The following is a 25,986-nucleotide window of genomic DNA, read 5'->3' as shown; positions in this document are numbered from 1 at the left end:
GGGCATATCGTCCTCGATCAGCAGGCAGCGCATCGTCATGATTAGGGTGTGGGTGGTGAGGGCTTGTAATCCAGTACCGACCAGTTTGGCAACCCCCTGTCTGGGAGGTGTTGTCCGCGGACATGTACGGAGACGGTCCGCGGACCCCCGAATGGAACCGCGAGAGGGCGGTGGTGGCCGGGCATGCATGGCATGCTTGTTGCTGCCGCACCGGGAATCGTCACGGATTTTGTTCCCATGCGCTCTTCGTTTGCCTCCTTCCTTTTCGCTCTCGGTACGCTGACCTCGTTGCCTTGCATCGCCATGGCCGACCTGTCGGCGGCGGAGGCGGCGAAAGCCGCCTTCGCGCCCACGCGTACGCGCCCCGATGTGAGTACGCGCTGCGTCGTGAGCGACCATGTGCTCGATGTCGGTGGGCGCCGGATCGCTTATCGGGCCACCGTGGCCGAGTATCCCGTAGACGGTGCCGACGGTAAGCCGGCGGGCGTGGCGGTGACGTATGCCTACGTCGTCAAGGGCGACAAGGCCGCTCGGCGGCCGGTCACCTTCGTCTTCAATGGGGGGCCCGGCGCGTCGTCATGGCCGTTACACATGGAAGGCCTGGGCCCGAAGGTCTACGACGCCACCCGCGGTACGCTGCGCGACAACCCGGCCAGCCTGCTGGACGTCACGGATCTGGTCTTCATCGACCCGCTCGGTACGGGCGCGAGCTTTCCCGTCGAGGGTGGCGATGCCGACGGCTTTTGGACCATGGAAGGGGACGCACGATTCTTCGTCGGCCTGATCGCGCACTGGTTGCGCGAGAACGGTCGCGACGACTCGCCGCAGTACGTGATCGGCGAAAGCTACGGCACCACGCGTGCGCTGGCGATGCTGCACGAGGACCAGCCGTACCCAAGGTTGCACCTGTCCGGCGTGGTGCTGCTGTCGCTCTTCGTCGGCGGTATCGACAACGATGACGTGGAGGCGATGGCCGTGTTGCCCAGCTACGCGGCCACGGCCTGGTTCCACGGCCGGCAGGACGAGCGGGCACCCTCGGCGAAGGACGCTTACGACCAGGCGCTTGGTTTTGCAAGGACACGCTACATGGGCGCGTTGCTCGAAGGCGATCGCCTGACGCCCGACGAACTGCACGAGGTGGCGGTCGAGACGGGTCGTCGCATCGGGGTGTCGGCGTCACGGCTGGAAGCCGCGCACCTGCGACTGTCCGCCGATGCCTTCCGCGATGCGGTATTGGCAGAGCCGGGCAAGCACGTAGGGCGCCTGGACACACGGATGGCCGTCGATGGTTCACTGGACGGGTTGCCGGTCCCGTACGACGATCCGGGCATGAGCCTGGGGCGTCGGTCGTCCGTGGTGATGGACGACTATCTGCGCAGCCTCGGCTATGCACCCGTGGCGCTGTATCGCGCGCTGAACCTCACGATCAACAGGCAATGGCGCTATGGCAGCGACGCCACGCATCCGACTTCGACGGTGGCCTATATCGCTGCCGCGATGCAGGCGGATCCACGATTGCGGCTGTTCACGGCGGGCGGCTACTTCGACACCAACACACCATGGGAAGCGGGGCAGTATGCGCTGTCGCATGCGGGTGTCGATCCTGCGCGCTGGACGACACACGCCTATCCGGCAGGCCATACGATCGGTGACGATCCGACACAGCGTGCGGCGCTTGCCGCCGATCTGCGGCGCTTCATCCATTGATGGCCGCAAGTGTGACGAAGGTGGCGAAACGCGTGGATGATGACATCCATCATGCGACGACCATCCACGCAGGAGTATCCACCATGCAGCATGCCAAGCGTTTCGTGGTACCGGTCGTCCTCGCATTGTCCCTGTCCGTCGCCGCCACGGCGTCGGCCGATACGACGAAGACCTACCAGCGAGGCGGCTACACGCTCGTCGTGACCGACAAGAATTCGGGCGTGGCGCAGTCCACCGTCGATACGATGGTGAGCACCTTCTTCACGATCTATCCCGAGGAGGCGCGCGACTTCAACCCGGATACCTCGAAGACCGTCACCTTCGTGCTCGACCCGTCGTACGACGGGGTGGCCGCCACGGCGAACGCGACGGAAACCTACAGTGCGAAGTACATGATTTCGCACCCGAAGGACACCGATACGGTCACCCACGAGTCCATGCACATCGTGCAGGACTATGGCCAGCAGAACATTCCCGGCTGGTTGGTGGAGGGCATCGCCGACTACGCCCGCTATCGTTACGGAGTGAACAACGCGGCGGCGGGCTGGTCGCTGCCGGCCTACCAGGCCGGCCAGAAGTACACGGACAGCTACCGGGTGACCGCGCGATTCCTGGTCTGGGTGGAGCAGCATTTCCCGGGTGCCGTGCAGCGTTTCGACGCCGCCTTGCGCGGTCGTCGCTACACCGCCAACACCTGGGTACAGATCACGGGCGCCAGCGTGGATACCCTGTGGGACCGCTATACGCGCTCCCCTGGCATCTGAGGCCCTGGAGCCGCACGGGAAGCCTCCCGTGCGGTTCGTTCACGATCGCTAGACCCCGGCGCCCACATGCTGGCCCCGACCGGGCATACCGGGAAGGGGAATCCAATGTCTCACGTGGGCCGCATGTATTTCCGGATGTGTCTGCCCAGCGCGCTTGCGCTGGCCACGGGCGCCGTGACGGCCCTGGCGGCGCACGCCGCGCAGGAATGGCCGGGCGATTTCGGCATCACGTCACTGTATTCGCAGCTGCCGCGCTGGCTGTTCGCCGGTGGCGTGACGTTGGCGGCCGCCCTGGCGGCGATGCAGGCGATGCGCGTGCGTCAGTGGGAGCGGGGCGCCGTCGCCGCCTGCTATGTGTGCGGCTGCGTGCTGGGTGCGGCCCGTCCGACCCGCGAGGGCCTGGGGAAAACCCGGCGCTGCCTGGGCTGCGGCCGGGTGCACGGCGTGAACCACCGGCTTTCGCCGCACCTTCGGCCGTTGGCGGTGGCCGTGGCGGACACCGCGAAGGCTCCGGTCAGGAGCGTACGTTCGTTACCGTGATGCGGTGACCGATCCGCTCGAGCAGCGCGCGCAGCGCTTCGGCGTCCTCGGCCGTGGCCGATTCCTCCAGCGACAGCCACAGCGTGTCGCCGGAAAGGCCGTGGACCTTTTCGTTGAATTCGATCTCGAGGGCGGCCTTGCCGCCCGGCTGTACGACGGATACTGCGAAATTACGTGACTGCACGCGCCCGATTCCCCTGTGGATCTCCATGGACCATGCCATGTTAGCCGCCCGGGGGGAACAAGTGCGGATCCGTTATCGCCTGGCGTGACCGGGACCACGTTCGGTCTTCACGTGGAGCCTGGGGAAGGGGGTGTGTCCATTGGCGCCCAAGGGTTTGGCACTGTCAGCGAGGGCCGGAGCGCCGTTGGTTGCCACCGTGGTCCCTTGTTCATTCTTGCCGGAGCCGCCTCTACCCGCATGGCGAAAAGGCGCATCATGGTCCCCGCCACAGGGGGCTAAAGCCGGTGCATCCGCCGGTCGATAACCGTTTTCGTAATCACGATGACGTGTGGGGCAGTGCATGGGAATGTTCGATTGGTTCGGCCGACGCGCCCGCCCGGAGCGAGCGATCCTCGGCTGCCTGTCGCGTTGCCAGGCCGTGGTGGAGTTCGGCCCCGATGGCGTCATCCGCTCGGCCAACGAGCGATTCCTTGCCGCGCTGGGGTGCCGCGCGGAGGCCGTGCTGGGCCTGCCGCACGCCCGTTTCATCCAGAACGACGACGAGGAGCGCCTGTGGCGCGGCGTCGGTCGGGGCGAGCCGATGACCGGCACCTTTCGTGCCGTGGGTCCTTCCGGGCAGGTGGCCTGGTTGCACGGGTCCTATCTTCCGCTCGGCGACGGGCACGGTGGCGTATCGAGCGTGATGATGTACGCGGTCGACGTGACCGCCGAGCACCTGCGCTCCCTCGACCTTGCCCAGCGACTCGCCGATACCGGTCGCGGGCAGGCTGTCGTGGAGTTCTCGCTCGACGGGATGCTGCTGTCGGCGAACGACACGTTCCTCGAACTCATGGGCTATCGCAGTGACGAGTTGCTGGGACGCCACCACAGCATGTTCGTGGACGAAGCCGAAAGCCGCTCCGACGCCTACATCACCTTCTGGCGACGGCTACGTTCCGGCCTGCACGACGCGGCGCTCTATCGCCGCCTCGGACGCAACGGCAAGGTCGTCTGGTTGCAGGCGACTTACAACCCGGTCTTCGATGCCCACGGCCGTCCCGTGAAGATCGTGAAGTACGCGATCGCCATCGATGCCGATGCCGCCAATCGATCGGGCGACGACCTCGACGAGGTCATGGACCTCGGCGATCATCCCGACACCCTGTCCATGGACGCCGCGATCGAGGCGGCGCTGGCTGCGCGGCGTCGACAGGGCGTGGCTGGCGGTTCGGACTAGGCCAACTGGCGAGCTACCGGGCTGTTCGGCCCGGTGTCACATTGCGCTCCGCAGGGCTTGCCATTCCGGCATCGTGCCCCGCGTCGGGGGTGGCAATGGACGGTGGGAGCAAGGGAAGGGTTCCGGCGATCGTGATGGGGCGTGGGCCGACCGCGCTCGGCGTGCTGCGCAGCCTGCGCATGGCCAACATCCCCGTATATGTCGCCGCACCGGCGGACGACCTGGTGACCCGTTCCCGCTGGTACCGCCCGACGCCGGGCGATACGCCATGGGATGGTCGCCCGGGTCCCCAGGCCTATGCGGCGCTGGATGCGATGCCGATCGAGAAGGCGGTGATCGTGCCCGGCGCGGACGATGCCGCCCTGTGGGCCAGCGAACTTGCCGAATCGCTGCTGGGGCATCGCTTTCTGGTGAGCACGTCCACCCGGGGGGTACAGGCACTGCTCCAGGACAAGGCGGCGTTCGCCGCCCATCTTGCGGATAAGGGCATCTCGCATCCGCGCACCTACCGGCTCGCTTCGCTCGATGATGTCGAGCGGATTCCTTTCGGTGAATTGGATCGCGTGTTCGTCAAACCGGTCAATTCGCAGCGCTTTAGCGACGTGATCGGCGTGAAGGGGCTATGGGTGACGCGGCGCGACGAGCTGCGCGAGACCTGGCTGCGGCTGCATGCGCAGGGTTTCGAGGTGATGGCGCAGGAGTACGTCCCCGGGCCGGCGACCGAACATTTCTTTATCGACGGTTTCCGCGACCTGCACGGCGACTACGTGGGGGTGTTCGCGCGCCAGCGCCTGCACATGTCGCCGCCGGACTTCGGCAACAGTTCCTGCTGCGTTTCGGTGCCGCTGTCCGATGTCCCCGAAGCATTGCGCCACCTGCGCCATTTGCTGGACGGACTGCATTACCGGGGCATCTTCAGCGCGGAGTTCAAGCGCGATCCACGCGACGGCGAGTTCCGCATTCTCGAGGTGAACACACGCGCGTGGACGTACGTAGAATTCGCCGCGCGCAACGGCGTGAACGTCTGCGAGATGGCATGGCAGGATGCGCTGGGCATGCCCGTGACGCGTGCCCTGCGGCATTACCCGGAAGCGAAGCGTTGCGTGGACCTGTACCACGACCTCGCCTCCGTACGGGCGCTGCGCAAGCGCCAGTCGCTGCCCTGGTCGCAGGTGCTGGCGCAGTGGAGTGGCGCCTGCCTGCATACCTTTCGCCTGGACGATCCGCGGCCCGCGTTGCGATTCGTGACGGACATGGCCAAGCGCCACCTGCGCGATTCAGCGCGCCCGTCCGAGGGGGCGGCGACGTCCTCGAGGGATCGCCGCTCGGCTGCGATTCCAAGTAGCCACGCCGCGAGCGCACCGATCAGCATGAGGGATGCGCCCAACGCGTATCCCCAGCCGATGGAGGTGCGTTCGCCGCTGCCGATCAGCGTGCCGAACAACCAGGGGCCGCCCACGCCACCGAGCGCGGTGCCGAACGCATAGAACAGCGCGATTGCCAGCGCGCGTAGTTCGAGCGGGAAACTCTCGCTGACCGTGAGGTAGGCGGAACTCGCCGCCGCCGAGGCGAAGAAGAACACGATGCTCCACGCGATGGTCTGCGTGCGCGCGTCGAGCCAGCCATGGACGAACAGCCACGCGGTCGCGAAGAGCAGCAGGCCGGAAAGCGCATAGGTCGTGACGATCATGGGCCGGCGTCCCCATGTATCGAACAGCCGTCCCAGCAGCAGTGGGCCGAGGAAATTGCCGGCGGCGAACGGCAGCAGGTAGAGACCGACGCTGGCATCGGATACGCCATAGAAGCGGCCGAGTACCAGGGCGTAGGTGAAGAAGATTGCGTTGTAGAAGAAGGCCTGGGTTGCCATCAACACCACGCCGAGCACGGTGCGCCGCGGGTACCCGCGAAAGAGCGTGCGTGCGACATCGGCAAGCGTGAGCGAATGCGGATGCAGGCGGAGCACCGGCAAGGCCTCGGTCGGCGGGGCCACGCCGAGCCGTCGCTCGATATCGGCGACTACCGCGTTTGCCTCGGCAATGCGTCCGTGCAACATCAGCCAGCGTGGGCTTTCCGGTATCCACCGGCGTAGCAGCAGGATGCCCAGGCCGAGCACGGCCCCGATGCCGAAGGTCAGGCGCCAGCCGATCTCGGCGGACACCCAGCCGGTGTCGAGCAGGCCAACGGCGCCGAGCGCGCCCAGCGCCGCGCCGATCCAGAAACTGCCGTTGATGACCAGATCGGTATGGCCGCGGTACCGCGCCGGGATCAGTTCCTGGATGGCGGAATTGATCGCCGCGTACTCGCCGCCGATACCGGCGCCCGTGAGCAGGCGGAAGATCACGAAAGTGGTGAAGTCCGGCGACAGCGCGGTCGCGGCCGTGGCCGTGAGGTACAGGCCCAGGGTGATAGTGAAGAGCTTCTTGCGCCCCAGGCGGTCGGTCAGCCAGCCAAAGAACAGCGCGCCGAGCACCGCGCCGACCAGATACAGGCTGCCGGCGAGGCCGACCTGTTCGTCCGTGAGGTGGAGGACCGGGCTGGATTTCAGCGCACCGGCGATCGATCCGGTGATGGTCACTTCCAGGCCATCGAGCACCCAGGTGATGCCCAGCGCCACGGCGACCAGGGTGTGGAAACGCCCCCAGCGCAGGCGGTCCAGCCGCGCGGGGACATCGCTCTCCATGATCGGTTCGCCGTGCTGTCCCGGTGTCTCGGCCATCGACGGACCCTACCGGGGCGAAAGTCGTCGTTATGTCTTCAGCGCGGCACGCGGTAGCCACCTCGGACGCCGTTCGGCGAGAGCGTCAGCTGCCAGAGCTGGTCGCGCCGGCTGCGGAACACGCCGGCCGAGCAGCCCAGGTAGAAATGCCACATGCGGCGGAAGCGCTCGTCGTAGCGGGTGCCCAGATCCGGCCACGCGCGGTCGATGTTCGCGAGCCAGGCCATCAGCGTACGGTCGTAGTCGGGACCGAAGTTGTGCCAGTCCTCCACGATGAAGAGATCTTCCAGCGCGGTCGCCACCTGGCTCATCGCGGGGATGACCGAGTTGGGGAAGATGTACTTCTCGATCCACGGGTCCGGGCGTCCCGGGTGGCCGTTGCTGCCGATGCAGTGGAGCAGGGCGAGGCCATCCGGTTTCAGGCAGCGACGCGTCACCTCGAACCAGCTACGGTAGTTCTTCTGGCCCACGTGTTCGAACATCCCTACGGACAGCACCGCGTCGAAGGGCTCGTCGAGCTGGTGGTAGTCCTGCAGGCGGATCTCGATGGGGAGGCCCTTGCAGAGCTCCCGTGCATAGTCGGCCTGTTCCTTCGAGACGGTGACGCCAACGCCGCTCACGCCGTAGCGTTCGGCGGCGTATTTCAGTGCCTCGCCCCAGCCGCAGCCGATATCAAGCACATGCTGGCCTTCGCGGAGCTGGAGCTTGCGGCAGATCAGGTCGAGCTTTGCTTCCTGCGCATCGTCGAGGTTGTCCGCATCGGCCCAGTAGCCGCAGGAGTAGACCAGGCGCTGGCCGAGCATGGCCTCGAACAGGTCGTTACCCAGGTCGTAGTGCTGGCGGCCGACATCCCAGGCGTGGTCGCCGCGCTGCATGTTCATGAAGCGGGCGCGCAGGTGCATGAGCAAGGTGTCGAGCGTGCGTAGTGACTGGTCCAGATGCGAGGTCAGCACCCGGTTGAAGAAGCCGGGCAGGTCGGCGGTGTCCCACCAGCCGTCCATGTAGGCCTCGCCGAGTCCGAGCGAGCCGTGGGCGAAGACGCGCGCATAGGTGCGTTCATCGTGGACGACGATGTCGGTGGGACGTTTCCCCCCGATCGTGACGCCGGCCTGTTCGAGGAGGGATTGAGCGCGTGCCTTGAGAGACGAATCGTTGTGCATGTCCTGATTCCCGTCTGACCCTCGTGCCGCCCCGCGCGGCCTGACGCTAGCTGAAGTGCCTGAGTACCCCGCGTGTGATCATGAGGCCGCCGATCGTCATGATCAGCGAGCCGAACAGGTTCAGCGCCACGTGGCCGACGAACCAGGCGTACTGCGCACGCAGCAGCAGGCCGGTAGCCTCCGCGGAAAAGGTGGAGAAGGTGGTTAGGCCGCCGAGGAACCCTGTAGCCACCAGCAGTCGGGCCTCGGTGGGCAGCGACTGGAAATGGTCGAACACGCCGAGTGCGACACCCATCAACAGGCCGCCGACCAGGTTGGCCGCGAGCGTCCCCAGCGGTACGTTGGGTGAGATCGGGTTGAGCACGATGGCCAGCCACCAGCGAAGCCAGCAGCCCAGGACGCCGCCGATGCCGACGGCCAGGAATCCGGTGTAACCCACGTTACCCCCGAGATGGATCGATGTCCCCGATTATCTGCCTTTCCGGTCGGTCCGGCGAGGGCGGCCGGCCGCCCGTCGTTCCAGCGAACGCTGGAACCCAGCGCGGGGCGATCGGTTATCGCGTCGAGGCCTCCTACGCAAAAGCCGATGCAGCGCCCTCTCCGTGCTGGCGAACCGGGGCGCTGGGTTCCTGTTTTCACAGGAACGACGAGGTCTGGGAGACCGTCGTTCCAGCGAACGCTGGAACCCAGCGCCCCGGTCCGTCAGCATCACGACACGGGCACATCGGCTTGCCCGCTGCGAAGACGTGAGGGGCCGGTGGAATTGCCTATATACTGATTTCCTATCCCCGTATAGAAATCCAGTCGCATGACTCTCGCGCCCCGCGATTCGCGGCGCTATCTGCCGTTCCTGCTCGCGGCCCTGACCATGATCGGGCCGTTCTCCATCGACGCCATCTTTCCGGGCTTCCCGGATATCGGGACATCGTTCTCCGTGGGCGAGGTCGCGCTGCAGCAGCTGCTCAGCGTCTATCTCATGGCCTACGGCGTGATGAGCCTGTTCCATGGGGCGATCTCGGACGCTTATGGCCGCAAGCCCGTGATCGTGATCGCCATGGCGGTCTACGCGGTGGCGTCGCTGGGCGCCGCGTTGGCGACGAGCTTCGGCTTCCTGGTCGCCTGCCGCATCCTCCAGGGTATCTGCGGTGGCGCCGGCATCGTCGTGGGGCGGGCGGTGGTCCGCGACACGATGAACGGCGAAGACGCGCAGCGCATGATGTCGAAGGTGATGATGATCTTCGGTATCGCGCTGGCCATCGCGCCCATCGTCGGCGCGTGGCTGCTGGGTATCGACGGATGGCGTGGCATGTTCTGGGCGCTGTGCGGGTTCACCGTGCTGCTGGTGGCCGCGACCTGGCGCTACCTGGACGAATCCCACCCGGTGGAAAAGCGCACGGTGTTCCGGCCGCGCCCGCTGATGCGCGGTTACCTGCAGATCCTCGGCGACCGGCCGTTCTGGCCCCTGGCGATCGCCGGCTCGATCAACTTCTCGGGGCTGTTCCTCTACATCGCCTCGGCTCCGCATCTGATCCGCGACGTGCTGCACCTGGGAGCCGACGGCTTTCCCTGGCTGTTTGTTCCGGTGGTGGTGGGCATGGTCAGCGGTGCCTTCATTTCCGGCCGTGTCGCCGGCCGGGTGAGTGCGATCCGCACGGTGGGTTGGGGCTACGTGGCGATGCTGTCCTCGTGCGCGCTCAACATCATCCTGGCGCTGGCGCTCGACCATCCGCGTGTGCCGTGGTCCACGCTGCCGCTGGCCCTCTATGGTTGCGGCGTGCAGATTGCCTTCCCGACGCTGGCCATCTTGTTGCTCGACCGGTTTCCCGAGCAGCGCGGCAACGCCTCGTCGATGCAGACCTTCGGCAGCCTGATGATGACGGCCTTCGTTGCGGGCGTGCTCTCGCCGATGCTTTCCAGCGACATGCTGGTACTAGCCTTGGGTGGGACCGCCCTGTGTCTGCTCGGTCTGTCGGGGTGGGTGTGGTACGTGGCGATGGAACGACGTCGCGTCGCCCAGGCCAAGGCAGCGGCCGCCGCCGAGGTGGCGGCCGAGATCGAGGCTGACGAGCCGATGTGAGCTTGTTGCGATGCTGGCGAACCGGGGCGCTGGGTTCCAGCGTTCGCTGGAACGACGGTTCGCGAGCTCGTCGTTCCTGTGAAAACAGGAACCCAGCGCCTCGGTTTGCCAGTAGGGCGAGGGCGCCGCATCGGCTTTACGTAGGAGGCCGCGACGCGATAACCGATCGCTTCGCGCTGGGTTCCAGCGTTCGCTGGAACGACGGTAGGTGGGCTTTTAGCGCGTCATTTGATCAGGCGACGGGGAGGCCGCGAGCGAGCAGGAAGGCCTTCGCTTCCTCGGCGTCCTGTTCGAACCACGCCTTCGTGGAGCCGAGCCGGTACGTGTAACCCCAGCGATCCATGTCGTCCATGACGCGCGTCGAGCCCACGGATGGCAGATGCCCGCCGAGCACGATCTGCAGGTAGCAGGTGGCGTCCTCTTCCTCGATGGAATCGGTGGCGTCGGTATGCACCAGCGCGCGCCGGTCGTCCGGCAGCACGATGAGATGGCAGGCTTCGTGGAGCAGCGAATGCACCGGGGTGTCCGCCCGCGCATAGACCGTGGTGCCGATGATGCCGGCCTCGGTGTCGCCCCAGTAGCTGCCGGGAATGGTGTCGCCATCGCCCACGGCCACGAGGTCGAGGCCATGGGTGGCGAGCAGGGTGCGCGGTTCGTCGAAGCCGATGTCGCCGACGCGGAGCACCGCGTCGGCGGGATCGGGGACGTTCATGCGCCGGTCTTGCCTTCCGGCAGGGCGACCGAAAGTTCGAGCACTTCGTGACCGCTGTCGCGTTCGAGGTTGATGTTCACGGCCTCGACGTCGACGTTGACGTACTTGCGGATCACTTCCAGCAGCTCGTTGCGCAGCAGCGGCAGGTAGTCGGGACCGCCGCGCGTCGAGCGCTCCTGGGCGACGATGATGCGCAGTCGCTCTCTGGCGACGCCTGCGCTCGGTTCGGGTTTGCGCTTCAGGAAATCGAGGATGCCCATGCTTAGCCTCCGAACACGCGCTGGAAGAAGCCCTTCTTGACCGGGTCGAGGAAGCGCAGCGGACGTTCGTTGCCGAGGATACGGGCGACCGTGTCCTTGTACGCGTGTCCAGCCTGGGAATTGTCGTCGAGGATCACCGGCACGCCGGCGTTCGACGCGGCCAGCACGTTCTCCGATTCCGGGATGACGCCGACCACGGAGATGCCGAGGATTTCCTCGACGTCCTTCACGCTGAGCATCTCGCCGGCTTCGACGCGGTTCGGGTTGTAGCGGGTCAGCAGCAGGTGCTGCTTGATCGGCGCTTCGCCCTTTTCAGCGCGGCGGGTCTTGCTGGAGAGCAGGCCCAGGATGCGATCCGAATCGCGGACCGAGGAAACTTCCGGATTCACCACGACCACGGCGTGGTCGGCGAAATACATCGCCAGGTGCGCCCCCTTCTCGATACCGGCGGGAGAGTCGCAGACGACGAAGTCGAAGTTTTCCTTGGCCAGTTCCTCGAGGACCTTCTCGACGCCTTCCTGGGTCAGTGCGTCCTTGTCGCGGGTTTGCGACGCGGCGAGCACATAGAGAGTCTCGTAGCGCTTGTCCTTGATCAGGGCCTGCTTGAGCGTGGCCTCGCCATGCACGACGTTGACGAAGTCGTACACCACACGGCGCTCGCAGCCCATGATGAGGTCGAGGTTGCGCAGGCCGACGTCGAAGTCGATGACGGCGACCTTCTTGCCTTCGATGGCGAGGCCGGTGGCGAGGGAGGCGCTGGTGGTGGTCTTGCCGACTCCGCCCTTGCCGGAGGTGACGACGATGATTTCAGTCAAAGGATGTCTCCGCGAAAATAAGGTAAGGACCGGCGTCAGAGGCGCGCGATCATGAGTTTTCCATTATCGAGCCAGCATTGCACCGCCTGGCCCTCGAGTTCCTTGGGGATGTCCTCGAACACGCGGTAATGCCCGGCGATCGCGACCAGCTCGGCGCGGAAGTCGGTGCAGAAGATGCGTGCCGTCTCGTCCCCCTGGGCTCCCGCCATGGCGCGGCCGCGTAGCGGTCCGTACACATGGATGGAGCCGTCGGCGATGACTTCGGCGCCATTGGCCACCGGGGTCATCACCACGAGATCGCGATCGCGCGCGTAGACCTGCTGGCCTGAGCGCACGGTGTTGCCGACGTGCTGCTGCGCCGTGGACGGCGCAGCGGGCTCGAAGGCGGCCGACGGCGGCGGGGCCGACGCGGCGGATTCACGGATCGGTGCCGGTGCGGGCACCGGCATGGCACCGGCCTGAGCCGGTTCGTATTGGGCGCGGAACTTGGCGATCAGCGGCAGATCCATGCGCTCGGCGAGCGCTTCGGTCTCGCTGGTGCCGTAGGCCAGGCCCACCGGCAACATGCCGGCGCTGCGGATCGCTTCGAGCAGTGCGTCGACCATGCCGTCGTCCGGCAGGCGCGGCAGGTGCGAGAGATCGAGCACCACGGCCGTGCGCTGGAACATCTGCGGCGACGTGCGCACGCGGCGTTCCAGTTCCTCCGCCAGTGCGGCGGCATCGACGCGGCGCAGGCGCACGCAGGCGATGCCGACCTGGCCAAAGCGCAGGTCGCAGATGGCTTCGAGGGATTCGGCGCGGGCGCTCATGCATGGCCTCCCTTGCGGTCGACCGGACGCTCGCGTCCGCGCAGCCAGGCCACATCGGGCAGGCCGCCGTGTTCCAGGTAACGCTCGCGCACGAAGGGGAAGCTGGGCAGCTCGCGGGCGAGCAGGCTCACCTTCGGGCCGGTTTCGCCCATGTTCTGCTGGCCGACTTCCTGGAAGCCCATGGTGCCGTGGAACAGCACGGTCTGGTCGTTGCGGGGTTCAAGGAAGACTTCGCAGGTCAGGAGTGGCACACGTACCTCGGCATAACTCTGTACATCGCAGTAAAAAATGCGGCCCAGCCCATGGCCACGCGACTCGTGGGCAATCACGATGCGATCGATGTACACGAAGCTGTCGTAATGGGACTGGAACCAGCGGTAGTTCGGACTGTTGTAGGCGGCTTTTTCGCGCAGGGCGATGAGAAAGCCGAGAAGGCGGCCTTCCTGTTCGGCCACGCGGAAATAATCGGCGATGTCGTACAGGTGGCGTAGCCGGGTGGCATCCATGGCGAGGATGCTGGTGTCGCCCGCGTTGTTCATTGCCAACACGGCGTCCAGATCGTGCTCGCGCACGTCGCGGATGGCAGGGGCCATTCAGTGCTCCGCAGGTGGTTCCGGGAATGGCGGCCCCCGGGCCGCCGCATGCGCGTCATTATGCCATGCCGGCCGGGGTGGTGGCGTGCCGGTAAAGATGTAAAACCGTTGTAAAGCCAACGCTTGCCAGCCGCCGTCCCGTGCCATCCGTCAGGTGGCGGTGCCGCGTCAAAGCCCTATGATGCCCGGCATGTCCAAGGTGCAGCTCAACCACGTCCGCCTGCTGAGGTACGCCACGTACTTCGTGTTCCTCTGCGTCGGCCTCCCGCTTTCCATGCAGCGTGCCGGCACCGGCCCGGGGCAGATCGGCGATGTCGCCCTGCTCATGTGGACCGCGTGCTACCTCGTGTTCGGCCTGGTCTACTGGCTGTTCACCCGCGATCTGGGCCTGCGCGTCGACGGCCTGACACGCATGGCGGTGCTGCTGATCCTCACCGGCTCCGCGCTGGCGATCGGCGTGCTCAGCAAGAGCGGCCTCGCGGCCCTGTTGCTCACCATCGTGGCCTCGGTGGTGCCGTGGCTGGTCAGCGTGCCCGTCGGCATGGCCTGGATGGTGTTCGCCCATCTGGCGCTGATTCCCGTGTTCATGGGCTTCCCGGTGCCGTTCCTGGCGGCCTTGATGCAGTCCTGCCTGTATTTCGGCTTTTCCGCGCTGATGTTCATCACCTCGATGGTGGCGAACCAGCAGGCCGAGGAGCGCGAGGAACTGCGTCGGCTCAATTCGGAGCTACGCGCCACGCGTGCGCTGCTGGCGGAATCCACCCGCATCGCTGAGCGCATGCGCATCGCCCGCGACCTGCACGACCTCGTCGGCCATCACCTGACCGCGCTCAGCCTCAACCTCGAAGTGGCCAGCCACCTCACCAACGACACGGCCCGCGGGCACGTGCTGAAGGCCCAGAGCACGGCGAAGCAGCTGCTTGCCGACGTGCGCGAGGTGGTGAGCGAGCTGCGCCAGGACGATGCCATCGATCTCACTCAGGCCCTGCGCAGCCTCACCGAGGGCGTGCCGGGGCTGGCCGTGCATCTGGGCATTCCCCAGCGTTTCGGTGTCGAGGATCCGCGTCGGGCGCAGATGCTGCTGCGCTGCGTGCAGGAGATCCTGACCAATACCGTGCGCCACGCCAACGCGCGCAACCTCTGGTTGACCTTCCGCCACACGGGGCCGGACGAGCTCTGCCTCGACGCCCGGGACGACGGTGTCAGCGGCGGCCAGCTGCAACCGGGCAACGGCCTGAACGGCATGCGCGAGCGGCTGGCCGAGTTTGGCGGCAGCCTCGATTTCCGGCTGGGGCCCACCGGCGGTTTCGCCCTGACGGCTCGCCTGCCGTTGGGCGTGGAACCGACGCTGGCCCATGCCCCTTTCCGTTCGTCGTCCGATAACGGGCTGGCGGATGACCATGACCCGGCGCCCCATGCCAAACTCTCATCCCCTGCCGAGGGCCAATCATGATTTCCGTCTGTCTCGTCGATGACCAGAACCTGGTTCGCCAGGGCATCCGCTCGCTGCTCGACCTCGCTGGCGACATCCGCGTCGTGGCCGAATGCGCCGACGGCGCCCAGGCCGTGCAGACGATCCCGCAGGTGCGCCCCGACGTCGTTCTCCTCGACCTGCGCATGCCCAACATGAGCGGCCTGGAAGTCCTCCAGGCGCTCGGTGGCCGCAACGAGCTGCCGCCGACCATCATCCTCACCACCTTCGACGACGACCAGCTCGTGCTGTCGGGCCTGAAGGCCGGTGCCCGCGGCTACCTGCTCAAGGACGTCTCGCTCGATCAGCTGGTGGAGGCCGTGCGCACCGTGGCCGCCGGCGGTTCCCTGGTAGCCCCGATGGTGACCCAGCGCCTGCTCGCCGGGGTGGGGCGCATCCAGAACCAGTTCACCAGCCTCGAGCAGCCCGATCCGCTCACCGAGCGCGAAACCGAGATCCTGCGCCTGCTGTCGGGTGGCTACAGCAACAAGGAAATCGCCAATTCGCTGCGGGTGGCCGAGGGCACGGTGAAGAACCACGTGTCCAATATCCTCTCCAAACTGGGCGTCCGCGACCGCACCCGGGCCGTCCTGAAGGCCCTGGAACTGGGCATTGTCTAGTAGAAGCTGACCGAAGCGTGACCCCCTTCACCCCGCCGGCCGAAAATCGACTTGTGTCGGCTTGGAAAAAAGGGCAGGGGACCCAATGGCGTTCCCCGTCGCGAGCAAGTACCATCAGTCCTTTCGGCGCGGGCGAACCCCTGCCACGGGCCGATTCGCCAGGGGTGACCGCCGGTGTCCACAACCGCGCGTGGAGCCTGTTCAAAGACGTTCGGAGAACCGTGGAATGACGCGTCTGTTAGAATTTATTGTCGCCATCCTCATCGTCGCCGTCCTCGGCGTCGTAGTCGGCGTCGCGATGCCCTCGACCGGACACGTCGAGCGCGAAATGCTCATCAGCAAGGACTTGCGCCAGGTTTACGACGTTTTCAGTAACTTCCGTCGCTTCCCGGACTACACCGTCCTGCGTACCTTCGATCCGAAGATGCAGTTCGAGCTGTCCGGCAAGGCCTACGGCCCGGGTTCGAAGATTGCCTGGAAGGCCACCGATCCGAAGATCGGCGACGGCGCCCTCGAAATCGCTTCCATCGACCCCTCCTTCGCCCAGATCAGCGACGCCGGCAAGGGCGTCATCGTCTGGAACCTGGAGAACGGCTGGCGCGGTCACGACAAGAAGTTCACCATCAAGCTCGAGCGCACTGGCCGCAGCCAGAAGCTCGTGAAGGTGAACTGGGCCTATGACGTCAGCTATGGCTTCAACCTGGTCGACCGCTTCTCCAACCTCTACATCCATGGCGACCCCGACGCGCTGATCCAGTTCAGCCTGTCGAACCTCCAGAACGTCATGGCTGCCATCCCGAACATCGACTACAGCAAGCTGGTGCCGTCGATCGCCGAGCAGCCGGCCAAGCCGATCCTGTTCGTGTCGACCACCGCCCCGCGTACGCTCGATGACGTGGACACCGCGTCGGACAAGGCCATGGCCGAAATCCAGGCGGCCGCCAAGAAGCTCGGCGTGAACATCGTCAGCCCGCGCATCACGTTCACCACGAACTGGGGCGACCAGAACTACACGTTCGACGTGGCCGCCGAGATCGATGCCACCACGCTGAAGATCAACGGCCAGGATGTCGAGCTGACCGCCGCCCAGCGTGCGTCCGTCGACGCCGCCCCGGCCGAGGCCTCGACCGCCGGTGCCGCGCCGGCCGCCGATGGCGCCACCCCGGGTAGCAAGGACAAGCTCGGTCGCGTGATCGTCGACGGCAACGTCAAGGCCGTCCTCGCCTTCGGTGGCAAGGCCCTCAAGGCCGAATGGAACGGCACCGGCGCCGGTCTCCCGCAGACCCGCCAGATGCTCGCCGCCTACTCGCAGACCCATGGTTACAAGTTCGACGACGTCACCTACCGTCCGTACGACATCCAGGTGAAGGCGCCGACGAACAACCACGGCACCATCGAGGGTTACGAGGACCAGAAGTTCGAGATCTACCTGCCGCTGCAGGGCGACAACCTCCCGGACCAGACCCCGGAACAGGAAGCCGGCATCAAGCAGGAAGACGCGGCCCCGGCCGCTGCCTCCTCGGCTCCGGCCGCCGCCGGTACCGCTCCGGCGCCGGCAAGCACCGCCGCGAAGTAATCCTGGCCTCAGCCAGTCAAAAAGCCCGCCGGAAACGGCGGGCTTTTTTTATGCCCGTAGGAGCGCGCTTGCGCGCGATGAGGCGTGCCGCGAGCCCCCATCGCGCGCAAGCGCGCTCCTACGGAGCACCGATCGGTAGGTCGATGAGGTTGGGGTGGCCCGAGCGGATGCCGTCCTCGATCGCCCCTGCGATATCGCTTGCCCGCTCGATCCGTCGACTGGGAATGCCCAGCGAGGTGGCAAGGGCGAGGAAGTCTATGGTGGGATCGGCGATATCCATGCCGATGAAGCGGTTCGTGCCCGCGTTGCGGTAATGCGACTGTCCCCGGGCGTAGTTCTTGAGAATGTTGTACTCGCCGTTGTTCATCACGACGAAGGTGACCGGCAGTCGTTCATGGGCCGCGGTCCACAGGGCCTGCGGCGAATACATCGCCGACCCGTCGCCCACCAGGCAGACGACCGGACTGCGATCGAGCCCCAGCGAGGTGCCGACCGCCGCGGGCATCCCCCATCCCAGGATTGCGCTGCGCGTGAAGCGGTATTGCCGGGCGGAGTGAGAGTCGAGGCAGGTGCGGACATGGGGGATCGTGACGGGTGCCTCGTCGACGATCCAGATATCCGGACCGATGGCCCTGATCGCTTCATGGGCAGCGACGAAGGGCGTGGTCACCGGTGCGTCGAACTCACGCCGCGCACGGTCGGCCACCTGGACACGCCGTTGATTCCTGTCGCGTACAGCCGCGTCGCGTAGCGTACCGATCACCTCCGCCATGGGCGCGATGGCCTCGCGCAATCGGGGCAGCAGGGACTGCAATGAAGAGCGTATGTCGCCCACCAGGCCCAATGCCGTGCCATGGACGCGGCCCAACTGATGGCCGTCGCTGGTGAGCTGCAGGAGGCGGCAGCCCGGCGGCAGGGCAGGCCCTGGCGAATAGAGATAGCCGATCAGCGCATGGCCGCCGATGAGGAACACGGCCTCGAACCCCAAAAGCGCCTCGCGCATATCGGAGGCCTTCGGGGGCAGTGTCCCCCGCCACTGGGGATGGGCGGTCGGAAAGGGGATATGGCCGGGCCAGGACGGACCGAAGACCGGGGCGCCGAGGACCTCGGCCAGCTCAACGGCCTCGGCGTCCGCGCCCGATGGCACCACCTCGTCGCCGACGACGATGGCTAGTCGCCCGGGTTCGATCGACGCGAGGATCGCGGTCATTTCTTCGAGGGAGCCGGCTATTATCCGCCTCTCGATCCGCGCCTTTTGACCACTCGCCGCTTCTGTGGGGCGCTCCATCGTATCGATCGGCAACGACAGGAAGACAGGGCCGGCGGGTCCGGTGCGGCAGTCCTGCATCGCACGACGCAGCAGCATGGGTATGTGTTCGTCATGTTGGATTTCCTCCGCCCATTTGACGTTCGGGCGGGCCATGGCGACCAAGTCGCCGTGCAGTAGCGGATCGGTCACCCCGTGCCGGGTGTCCTGCTGGCCGGCCGTGATGACCAGCGGGGTGTTCGCCATCCGGGCGTTGAGGATGGCTCCCATGGCGTGACCGAGACCGCCCGCCGTATGCAGGTTGACGATGCCCGGGCGGCCGGACGCCTGTGCATAACCGTCGGCCATCGCCACCACCGAGGTTTCCTGCAGGCCAAGGACGTAGTCGATGCCGGCGGTGCTGGCCAGGGCGTCCAGCAGGGGCAGCTCCGTCGTTCCGGGATTGCCGAAGACATGTCGCACGCCTTCGCTTTGCAGCACCTCCACGAAGAGATCGGCACCGCGTCGAAGCCCGGCGCTGGCGGAAGAGGGGAGGCCTGTCGACATGGTGAATCTCTTTGAAGGGGATGAAATAATTTACCCTTCAAGTGCCGAAATGCGATTGCTATTAATCCATGAATTCCGATATGAGTAGCATCCTATGCTGTTGATATCGATTTTGGAGAAATCTCATGCCCATCACGTTTGATGCCACCGATCTGGCGATCCTCCGTGCCTTGCAGCACGACGGTCGGCTACAGAACCTCCAGCTCGCCGAGACGGTGGGCCTGTCGCCCTCGCCGTGTCTGCGCAGGGTCCGACGACTGGAGGACGACGGCGTCATCGAACGCTACGTGGCGCTTCTGGATCCCGCGCGGATCGGCTTCGGCATGACGATGTTCGCGAGGATCTCGCTCGTGGCCCAGGATGCGGAGACGGTCGAGCATTTCGCCGAGGCGATGCGTCGTCTGCCCCAGGTGATGGAGTGCTACATCATGGCGGGGGAATGCGATGCCCTGCTGCGCGTCGTGGCGGCGGATATCGACGCCTATCGGCGGTTCCAGAGCACGCATCTGACGCGCGCCAACGGAGTGCAGACGGTGAAGACGGACATCCCCATGCAGAAGGTCAAGCTGTCCACGGAGCTGCCTTTGTAAGTGGAACAGCCAGGGCTACACTGCGGGTAATGATCGAGACCGAACGACTCACCCGTTGCTATGGCCCGCTGACCGCGGTCGACTCCCTGACGCTGCGTGCCGAGCCCGGGCAAGTAGTGGGTCTGCTGGGCCCCAATGGCGCCGGCAAGTCCACCGCGATGCGCATGATCGCCGGATTCCTCACGCCCACTTCGGGCACGGCGCGGGTCTGCGGTCACGATGTGCGCAAGGAGCCCCTGGCCGCCAAGCGGGCGCTGGGTTACCTGCCGGAAGGCGCGCCCAGCTACGGTGAAATGACCGTGCGCGAATTCCTCGACTTCATGGTGCGTGTCCGCGGCCTCGATAGCGATGTCGCCTATCGTCGTTTCGACGAAGTGGTGATGCGGCTGGAATTGGAGGAGGTGCTGGAACAGACCATCGGCACGCTGTCCAAGGGATTGCGCCGTCGCGTGGGCCTGGCGCAGGCGATCCTGCACGATCCGCCGGTGCTGATGCTCGACGAGCCGACCGACGGTCTCGATCCCAACCAGAAACACTCGGTGCGCATGCTCATCGACGCCATGGCGCGTGAGCGCACGATCCTGATCTCCACGCACCTGCTCGAAGAGGTGCATGCCTTGTGCAATCGGGTGGCGATCATCGCCAACGGCAAGCTGCTGGCCGATGCTACGCCCGCCGAGCTGGAAGCACGCTCCCGCTACCATGGCGCCGTGTCATTCAGTGCCCAGGGCAGTGGCGTGTCGCGCGAGATGCTGGCACGTATTCCCGGTGTGTCGATGGTGGAGGTCGATCCGCTGGACGGTCGCGTGACCGTGTTTCCGAAGCCCGGGCAGCCCATCCTGGAAGACGTGCAGACCCTGCTGCGCACGCAGAACCTGGAGATCTCGGAAATCCAGCTGGAGCGGGGCCGCCTCGACGAGGTGTTCCGGCAGATCACGACGCTGCCGCGGGGTGGTCACGCATGAGTCCGGTGCTCGCCATTACCCGCCGCGAACTGTCCGGCTACTTCGTCACGCCCGTCGCGTATGTCTTCATGGTGATCTTCCTGGTCATGGCCGGGTTCCTCACGTTTTACACCGGTGATTTCTACGATCGCGGCCTGGCCGACCTGCAACCGTTCTTCGACATGCATCCCTGGCTTTACCTGGTGCTGGTGCCGGCCGTGACCATGCCCATGTGGGCCGAGGAACGCGCGTCTGGCACGCTGGAGCTGCTGTTCTCCCTGCCCGTGTCGATCTCCCAGGCGGTGCTCGGCAAGTTCCTCGCGGCCTGGGGCTTCATCGGCATCTGCCTCGTGCTGACGCTTCCTATCTGGATCACGGTGAATTACCTCGGCGACCCCGACAACGGGGTGATCCTCGCGGGCTACGTGGGCAGTTGGCTGATGGCCGGTGCCTTCATCGCCATCGGCACCTGCATGTCGACGTTGACCCGCAGCCAGATCGTGGCCTTCATCCTCACCGCCAGCGTGTGCTTCGTACTGTTGCTGGTGGGCCAGCCCCAGGTGCTGGATTTCCTCCAGGACACGGTGCCACCGAAGCTGATCGGCGCGATGGGACAGGTGAGCCTGTTCCGCCATGCGAACGCGATCGCGCGCGGCGTGCTGGACTTGCGCGACCTGGTCTACTTCTTCGCCACCATCGTGGCGTGGCTGGGGGCCAGCGTGGTCGTCCTCGACCTGAAGAGGACGCGCTGAGACATGCCACCGATTCGTATCTCCCGCGCGTTCCTCCTTCGTCTTTCGCTGCTGGGCATTGCGGCGTTGTTCCTGCTGGTCATTGGTGTCAGCTCGCTGTCGTTGCGCACCGAGCGCGTCGACCTCACGGCCGACCGTATCTACACGCTGACGCCCGGCACCCTGAAGATCGTCGACGAGCTGGCCCAGCCGGTCACTGTCACCTTGTATTTCTCCGAGCATGCCACCCGCGATTTGCCCCAGCTGCGCAGCTACGAGCAGCGCGTGCAGGAAATGCTGCGCGAGATGGCGGTGCGTGCGCACGGCCGCATCCGCTTCAAGATGATCGATCCGGTGCCGTATTCCGATGACGAGGATGCTGCGGAAAGCTATGGCCTGACCCCGGCCAGTGGCGGCAGCAATGGCGAACGCGTGTTTTTCGGCCTGGTCGGCACGGGCGGGCAAGGCGAGGTGCCGCCGCAATCGATCCCGTTCTTCGACCCGGCGCGCGAGGCCTTCGTCGAGTACGACATCGCGAAGCTGCTCTACGAGCTGGGCATGCCGAAGAAGCCGCGCCTGGGGGTGATCAGTTCGCTTCCGGTGGAGGGCAATCTCGTGATCGGCGAACAGGCGTGGACGGTCCTGCGCCAGCTCGACCAGCTCGCCGACGTGACCTCGATCGATGCCTCCTCGCTGAAGCACATCGACGAGGGTATCAAGGTGCTGCTGTTGATCCATCCGAAGAAGCTCTCGGACGACGCGCAGTACGCGATCGACCAGTTCGTGCTGCGCGGCGGCAGGCTGGTGGTGTTCGTGGACCCCGATTCGGAGATGGACAACGCGCCGCTGGTGGATTCGCATGGCATCGTCGACGATCACAATTCCGACTTGCATCGTCTGTTCACCACATGGGGCGTCGTCTACGACCCGACCAAGGTGGTGCTCGACCGGTCGCAGGCGCTTACGATCGAACTGAACGGCAACAACGTGATTCATCCCGCGATGCTCGGCCTGAGCGCGCAGGACCTGAACCACGACGACGTGGTCACGGCGAGCCTGCAGCGCGTCAACGTGTCCACGGCGGGCTTCTTCGAACTGGCCCAGGATACGCACGCACGCCTGCTGCCCCTGGTACAGACCTCCGACGATGCCACCGTCGTCCCGTCCCAGCGGGTTCGCGATGCCGCCGCCGACCCGTCGGTACTGCTGGAAAATTACGAACCCACGCACGAGCGCTACGTGCTCGCGGCACGGCTTCGCGACACCTTCCGTACCGCCTTCCCCGAACGCAACGAACCGGGCCACTTGTCCGAGGCCAAGGGGCCGGGCGAGGTGGTGCTGGTGGGCGATACCGATATGTTGTCCGACCGCCTGTGGATCGACGTGCAGCCGCTGCTCGGCCAACAACAGTTGACGCCATTCGCCAACAACGGCGACCTGGTCGCCAATATCGTCGACAACCTCGGCGGTTCGAGCGCGCTGCTGTCGATCCGTGGTCGGGCGAACCTGCAGCGGCCGTTCACTCGCGTGAAGGCCTTGCAGGCCGCCGCTGACCGGAAGTTCCTGGTCAAGAAACGGGAGTTGGAAAACGAGCTGTACGAGACCCAGCGTCGCCTCGTGGAACTGCAGCCGGCCAAGGGCAGCGGCGGTGCCACGGCGACGGCCGAACAGCGCCGCGAGGTCGAGCAGTACCTCCACCGCAAGCTGGCCATCGGCAAGGAGTTGCGTGACGTGCAGCACCAGCTCAACGCCGAGATCGATGCATTGGGCCTACGGTTGAAGTTCATCAATATCGTGCTGGTGCCGGGCCTGGTCGCTCTCGCGGGCCTGATCTACGGCTGGCGCCGTTCCCGGCGCGGACGGCGGACGGTATAGCGATGACGGGTAGCGGCCTCATGAAGTGGATCGTGCCCTGGGAGTTCTCCTGGGTGTTCCTGCTCTGCTTCCTGGTCGCCGCGATCCTGTATGCCATCGGCTCGCGTCGCCTGCGTGTGTCTCCAGGACGCCAGGCAGCGTTCTGGATCGGCATGGCGATGGTCTATGTCTCGCTGCACACGTACTTCGATTACTACGCGGAGCATGAGTTCTTCATGCACCGTATCCAGCAGGTGCTGTTGCATCATCTCGCGCCGCTGTTCATCGTGGCGGCCTATCCCGACACCGTCCTGCGTGCAGGGCTGCCCCTGCCGCTGCGCGTCCGCCTGCGTCGAATGGGGCGTTCGCTGCCTATCCGCATCGTGGCGGCCATCCTGCTGAATCCCGCCTTCGTCACGCTGTCGTTCGTGGCGTTGATCCTGGTCTGGCTGATTCCCGACGCGCAGACGCTGGCGATGCTGGACTGGCGCATCTATCGCGCGATGAACTGGTCGATGATCGTGTCTGGCCTGGCGTACTGGTGGCTGGTGCTCGACCATCGCCCGAAGCCGCCGGGGCGCATGTCGCCTGGCTGGCGCGTGCTGTCGCCGGCGATCACGATGACGCCGCAGATCGTCGCCGGTGCCATCGTCACCTTCTCACGTTCCGATCTCTACCCGATCTTCGAAATCTGCGGGCGCGCCTTCACCATGAACGTGCTGACCGGCCAGCTGATCGGCGGCGTCATCATGTGGGTGCCGGCGGCGATGATCGAGACGGCGGGCGGCCTGCTGGCCATGCGCCAGTGGCTACGCCTGTCGCGACTGGGGCGGTTGCCGAAGCGGCCGCCACCCCGCCGCGTGGTGGTCGCGCGTCAGTAGACCTGCGGCACCTTCACCGCCTTGACCTTCACCTTGTCGCGCTTGGGTTTGCTGTCCAGCGGTGGCAGGTCCACCTCGGGTTGCGGGCACAGGGTGTCGGGCAACTGGTCGAGCAGGTGGCGGATGAGGTTCAGCCGGCCGACCTTCTGGTCGTTGTAGTCGGCGATGAACCAGGGCGCGTGCTTGCTGTGCGTGCGCTCGATCATGGCGTCGCGCAGGTCGCTCATCTCGCCATACTTCTCGCGACCCTTGAGGTCCACGGGTGAGAGCTTCCAGCGCTTGAGCGGATCCTCCGCACGTGCGGCGAAGCGTTCTTCCTGGATGCCCTGGTCGACGGTGAGGTAGCACTTGAACAGCAGGATGCCGTCGTCGGTAAGCAGTTTCTCGAAGGCGGGGCAGGCCTTCATGAAGGCCTCGTACTGGTCCGGCGTGCAAAAGCCCATGGCGGGCTCGATCACGGCACGGTTGTACCAGCTGCGGTCGAACAGCACGAGCTCGCCGGCGGCGGGCAGGTGCGGCACGTAGCGCTGGAAATACCACTGGCTTTCCTCGGTCTGCGAGGGTTTGCCCAGGGCGACCACGCGCGCGGCGCGGGTGTCGAGCTTGTCGGTGATGGCCTTGATGGTGCCGCCCTTGCCGGCGGCGTCACGGCCTTCGAAGATCACCACCATGCGCTTGCCGGTGTTGCGCAGCCAGCGGGTGAGGCCGACCAGTTCGATCTGGAGGTCCTCGAGGGCGTGATCGTAGGCCTTCTTCTTCTTGCCCATGTGACGGGTTCCTGTGTGGGTCACCCTCACCATGCCACACCCGACGTCATCGGTTCGTGGGCTCACCCCTCGTAGGAGCGCGCTTGCGCGCGATGCCGTCAGCTACCCGCGGTCAGCGTCTGCAACTCATCCGCCTGGTGCTCGCGGGTCAGGGTGTCGACCAGTTCGTCCAGGTCGCCCTGCATCACCTCGGTGAGGCGATACAGAGTGAGGTTGATCCGGTGGTCGGTGATCCGGCCCTGCGGGAAGTTGTAGGTACGGATGCGCTGGCTGCGGTCGCCGGAGCCGACCTGGAGCCGGCGGGACTCGGCCTGCGCTGCACTCTGCTTGCTGCGCTCGGCGTCGAGCAGGCGGGCCTTGAGCAGGCTCATCGCCCGGGCGCGGTTCTTGTGCTGGCTGCGCTCGTCCTGGCATTCCACCACGGTGCCCGTGGGCAGGTGGGTGATGCGGATGGCGGAGTCGGTCTTGTTCACATGCTGGCCACCGGCACCGGAAGCGCGGAAGGTATCCACCTTCAGGTCGGCGTCGCGGATCTCGATGTCGTCCACCTCGTCCTGCTCGGGCAGGATCGCCACCGTGGCGGCCGAGGTGTGGATGCGGCCCTGGGATTCGGTCTCCGGCACGCGCTGCACGCGGTGCGTACCCGATTCGAACTTGAGCCGCGAATAGGCGCCGCGGCCCTCCACGCGGGCGACGATTTCCTTGTAGCCACCATGCTCGCCATCGTTGGCGTTGAGGATTTCGACGTGCCAGCGCTGGCGCTCGGCGTAGCGCGCGTACATCCGGAAGAGGTCGCCGGCGAAGATCGCCGCCTCGTCGCCACCCGTGCCGGCGCGTACTTCCAGGAACAGATTGCCCTCGTCGCGCGGGTCCTTTGGCAGCAGGAGGATCTGCAACTCGCCGTCCAGCTCGACCAGCCGGGCTTCCAGTCGATCGATGTCGTCCGCGGCCATCTCGCGCATATCCGGGTCGTCGAGCATGGCGCGCGTGTCGGCCAGCTCGCGTTCGGCGGCATCGTGCTCCTTGAGGGAGAGGGTCACCGGTTCGAGCTGGGCGTACTCGCGCGACAGTTCGCGGAAGCGATGGCCGTCGGACAGCACGTCGGGCTGGGCCAGCAGCAGGCCCACTTCTTCGTGGCGTTCGGCGAGGGCTTCGAGTTTGCGGCGGATCGACGGGGTCATTCAGG

25 protein-coding genes are annotated in these 25,986 nt (G+C 65.9%); 13 read left to right on the top strand and 12 right to left on the bottom strand.

Annotated features, from left to right (window positions below):
• Positions 1-237 precede the first annotated feature (237 nt).
• The 3 genes from GAK28_RS02045 to GAK28_RS02035 all read left to right on the top strand — a co-directional run bounded on the left by GAK28_RS02045 (position 238) and on the right by GAK28_RS02035 (position 3,011).
• Positions 238-1,707, top strand: coding sequence for a hypothetical protein (locus GAK28_RS02045; protein WP_291774358.1), 1,470 nt, complete (start codon positions 238-240; stop codon positions 1,705-1,707).
• Between the two features lie 83 nt (positions 1,708-1,790).
• Positions 1,791-2,471, top strand: a complete 681-nt coding sequence (locus GAK28_RS02040; RefSeq protein ID WP_291774355.1) for a basic secretory protein-like protein — start codon at positions 1,791-1,793, stop codon at positions 2,469-2,471.
• A 105-nt stretch (positions 2,472-2,576) separates the two neighbouring features.
• Positions 2,577-3,011 (top strand): hypothetical protein, encoded by a 435-nt coding sequence (locus GAK28_RS02035; RefSeq protein ID WP_291774352.1) that lies wholly within the window; start codon positions 2,577-2,579, stop codon positions 3,009-3,011.
• Here the strand turns inward: GAK28_RS02035 and GAK28_RS02030 are convergent.
• Positions 2,986-3,195 carry a hypothetical protein gene (locus GAK28_RS02030; protein ID WP_291774349.1) on the bottom strand — a complete coding sequence of 70 codons (210 nt, stop codon included), beginning with the start codon at positions 3,193-3,195 and terminating at the stop codon, positions 2,986-2,988. The two genes, GAK28_RS02035 and GAK28_RS02030, sit on opposite strands and share 26 nt — an antisense overlap.
• A 340-nt stretch (positions 3,196-3,535) precedes the next feature.
• Between GAK28_RS02030 and GAK28_RS02025 the strand changes: the two genes are divergently transcribed.
• The gene (locus tag GAK28_RS02025) at positions 3,536-4,411 is read left to right on the top strand and encodes a PAS domain-containing protein (protein ID WP_291774346.1); all 876 of its coding nucleotides are present in this window, start codon (positions 3,536-3,538) and stop codon (positions 4,409-4,411) included.
• Between the two features lie 1,081 nt (positions 4,412-5,492).
• On the opposite strand, the gene GAK28_RS02020 is transcribed toward GAK28_RS02025, so the two are convergent.
• The 3 genes from GAK28_RS02020 to crcB are packed head-to-tail and all read right to left on the bottom strand — an operon-like array spanning position 5,493 to position 8,726.
• Positions 5,493-7,127 (bottom strand): MFS transporter, encoded by a 1,635-nt coding sequence (locus GAK28_RS02020; RefSeq protein WP_291774342.1) that lies wholly within the window; start codon positions 7,125-7,127, stop codon positions 5,493-5,495.
• A 38-nt stretch (positions 7,128-7,165) separates the two neighbouring features.
• The gene (gene cfa, locus GAK28_RS02015; RefSeq protein WP_291774339.1) at positions 7,166-8,287 is read right to left on the bottom strand and encodes a cyclopropane fatty acyl phospholipid synthase; all 1,122 of its coding nucleotides are present in this window, start codon (positions 8,285-8,287) and stop codon (positions 7,166-7,168) included.
• A 46-nt stretch (positions 8,288-8,333) separates the two neighbouring features.
• Positions 8,334-8,726, bottom strand: coding sequence for a fluoride efflux transporter CrcB (gene crcB / locus GAK28_RS02010; protein ID WP_291774336.1), 393 nt, complete (start codon positions 8,724-8,726; stop codon positions 8,334-8,336).
• Between the two features lie 369 nt (positions 8,727-9,095).
• Between crcB and GAK28_RS02005 the strand changes: the two genes are divergently transcribed.
• Positions 9,096-10,364, top strand: coding sequence for a multidrug effflux MFS transporter (locus GAK28_RS02005; protein ID WP_291774333.1), 1,269 nt, complete (start codon positions 9,096-9,098; stop codon positions 10,362-10,364).
• A 232-nt stretch (positions 10,365-10,596) separates the two neighbouring features.
• Here the strand turns inward: GAK28_RS02005 and GAK28_RS02000 are convergent, their stop codons facing one another.
• Genes GAK28_RS02000 through GAK28_RS01980 form a run of 5 tightly spaced genes read right to left on the bottom strand, consistent with a single transcriptional unit; the run spans position 10,597 to position 13,553 of the window.
• Entirely contained in the window at positions 10,597-11,076 is a 480-nt protein-coding gene (locus GAK28_RS02000; protein WP_291774330.1) for a hypothetical protein, read from the bottom strand.
• The gene (minE, locus tag GAK28_RS01995) at positions 11,073-11,336 is read right to left on the bottom strand and encodes a cell division topological specificity factor MinE (RefSeq protein WP_291774327.1); all 264 of its coding nucleotides are present in this window, start codon (positions 11,334-11,336) and stop codon (positions 11,073-11,075) included. The genes GAK28_RS02000 and minE overlap by 4 nt, the downstream gene beginning before the upstream one ends.
• Positions 11,337-11,338: 2 nt before the next feature.
• On the bottom strand, positions 11,339-12,151 hold the full coding sequence (gene minD, locus GAK28_RS01990; protein ID WP_291774323.1) for a septum site-determining protein MinD: 813 nt from the start codon (positions 12,149-12,151) through the stop codon (positions 11,339-11,341).
• A 35-nt stretch (positions 12,152-12,186) separates the two neighbouring features.
• Complete coding sequence (gene minC / locus GAK28_RS01985) at positions 12,187-12,960, bottom strand: septum site-determining protein MinC (protein ID WP_291774319.1); 774 nt, start codon at positions 12,958-12,960, stop codon at positions 12,187-12,189.
• On the bottom strand, positions 12,957-13,553 hold the full coding sequence (locus GAK28_RS01980) for a GNAT family N-acetyltransferase (protein WP_291774316.1): 597 nt from the start codon (positions 13,551-13,553) through the stop codon (positions 12,957-12,959). Before GAK28_RS01980 ends, minC begins: the two co-directional genes overlap by 4 nt.
• Before the next feature lie 190 nt (positions 13,554-13,743).
• Here GAK28_RS01980 and GAK28_RS01975 point away from each other — a divergent pair, with 190 nt between their 5' ends.
• From GAK28_RS01975 to GAK28_RS01965, 3 genes are all read left to right on the top strand, one after another.
• A complete protein-coding gene (locus GAK28_RS01975) occupies positions 13,744-15,006 on the top strand; it encodes a sensor histidine kinase (protein ID WP_291774312.1) in 1,263 nt (420 codons plus the stop codon).
• Entirely contained in the window at positions 15,003-15,644 is a 642-nt protein-coding gene (locus tag GAK28_RS01970) for a response regulator transcription factor (RefSeq protein ID WP_144915358.1), read from the top strand. Before GAK28_RS01975 ends, GAK28_RS01970 begins: the two co-directional genes overlap by 4 nt.
• A gap of 226 nt (positions 15,645-15,870) precedes the next feature.
• Complete coding sequence (locus GAK28_RS01965) at positions 15,871-17,220, top strand: polyketide cyclase (RefSeq protein ID WP_291774300.1); 1,350 nt, start codon at positions 15,871-15,873, stop codon at positions 17,218-17,220.
• Positions 17,221-17,338: 118 nt separating this feature from the next.
• Here the strand turns inward: GAK28_RS01965 and GAK28_RS01960 are convergent, their stop codons facing one another.
• The gene (locus GAK28_RS01960) at positions 17,339-19,033 is read right to left on the bottom strand and encodes a thiamine pyrophosphate-binding protein (protein ID WP_291774297.1); all 1,695 of its coding nucleotides are present in this window, start codon (positions 19,031-19,033) and stop codon (positions 17,339-17,341) included.
• A gap of 125 nt (positions 19,034-19,158) precedes the next feature.
• Between GAK28_RS01960 and GAK28_RS01955 the strand changes: the two genes are divergently transcribed.
• Genes GAK28_RS01955 through GAK28_RS01935 form a run of 5 tightly spaced genes read left to right on the top strand, consistent with a single transcriptional unit; the run spans position 19,159 to position 24,033 of the window.
• Positions 19,159-19,623, top strand: a complete 465-nt coding sequence (locus GAK28_RS01955) for an Lrp/AsnC family transcriptional regulator (protein WP_291774294.1) — start codon at positions 19,159-19,161, stop codon at positions 19,621-19,623.
• A 29-nt stretch (positions 19,624-19,652) separates the two neighbouring features.
• The gene (locus GAK28_RS01950; protein WP_291774291.1) at positions 19,653-20,588 is read left to right on the top strand and encodes an ABC transporter ATP-binding protein; all 936 of its coding nucleotides are present in this window, start codon (positions 19,653-19,655) and stop codon (positions 20,586-20,588) included.
• Positions 20,585-21,319 (top strand): ABC transporter permease subunit, encoded by a 735-nt coding sequence (locus GAK28_RS01945; RefSeq protein WP_291774286.1) that lies wholly within the window; start codon positions 20,585-20,587, stop codon positions 21,317-21,319. The genes GAK28_RS01950 and GAK28_RS01945 overlap by 4 nt, the downstream gene beginning before the upstream one ends.
• Before the next feature lie 3 nt (positions 21,320-21,322).
• Positions 21,323-23,173, top strand: coding sequence for a Gldg family protein (locus GAK28_RS01940; protein ID WP_291774283.1), 1,851 nt, complete (start codon positions 21,323-21,325; stop codon positions 23,171-23,173).
• A 2-nt stretch (positions 23,174-23,175) separates the two neighbouring features.
• Positions 23,176-24,033 (top strand): cytochrome c oxidase assembly protein, encoded by an 858-nt coding sequence (locus tag GAK28_RS01935; protein ID WP_291774278.1) that lies wholly within the window; start codon positions 23,176-23,178, stop codon positions 24,031-24,033.
• Here the strand turns inward: GAK28_RS01935 and ppk2 are convergent.
• Complete coding sequence (ppk2, locus tag GAK28_RS01930) at positions 24,027-24,800, bottom strand: polyphosphate kinase 2 (protein WP_291774274.1); 774 nt, start codon at positions 24,798-24,800, stop codon at positions 24,027-24,029. The genes GAK28_RS01935 and ppk2 overlap by 7 nt on opposite strands.
• A gap of 98 nt (positions 24,801-24,898) precedes the next feature.
• Positions 24,899-25,981 carry a peptide chain release factor 1 gene (prfA, locus tag GAK28_RS01925; RefSeq protein WP_291774271.1) on the bottom strand — a complete coding sequence of 361 codons (1,083 nt, stop codon included), beginning with the start codon at positions 25,979-25,981 and terminating at the stop codon, positions 24,899-24,901.
• Positions 25,982-25,986: the final 5 nt, after the last annotated feature.

This window comes from Luteibacter sp. (assembly GCF_009912395.1).
Taxonomy (GTDB): Bacteria; Pseudomonadota; Gammaproteobacteria; order Xanthomonadales; family Rhodanobacteraceae; genus Luteibacter.
Note: the sequence above shows the minus strand (reverse complement) of the source record. Positions and strands in the feature narration are given on the sequence as shown.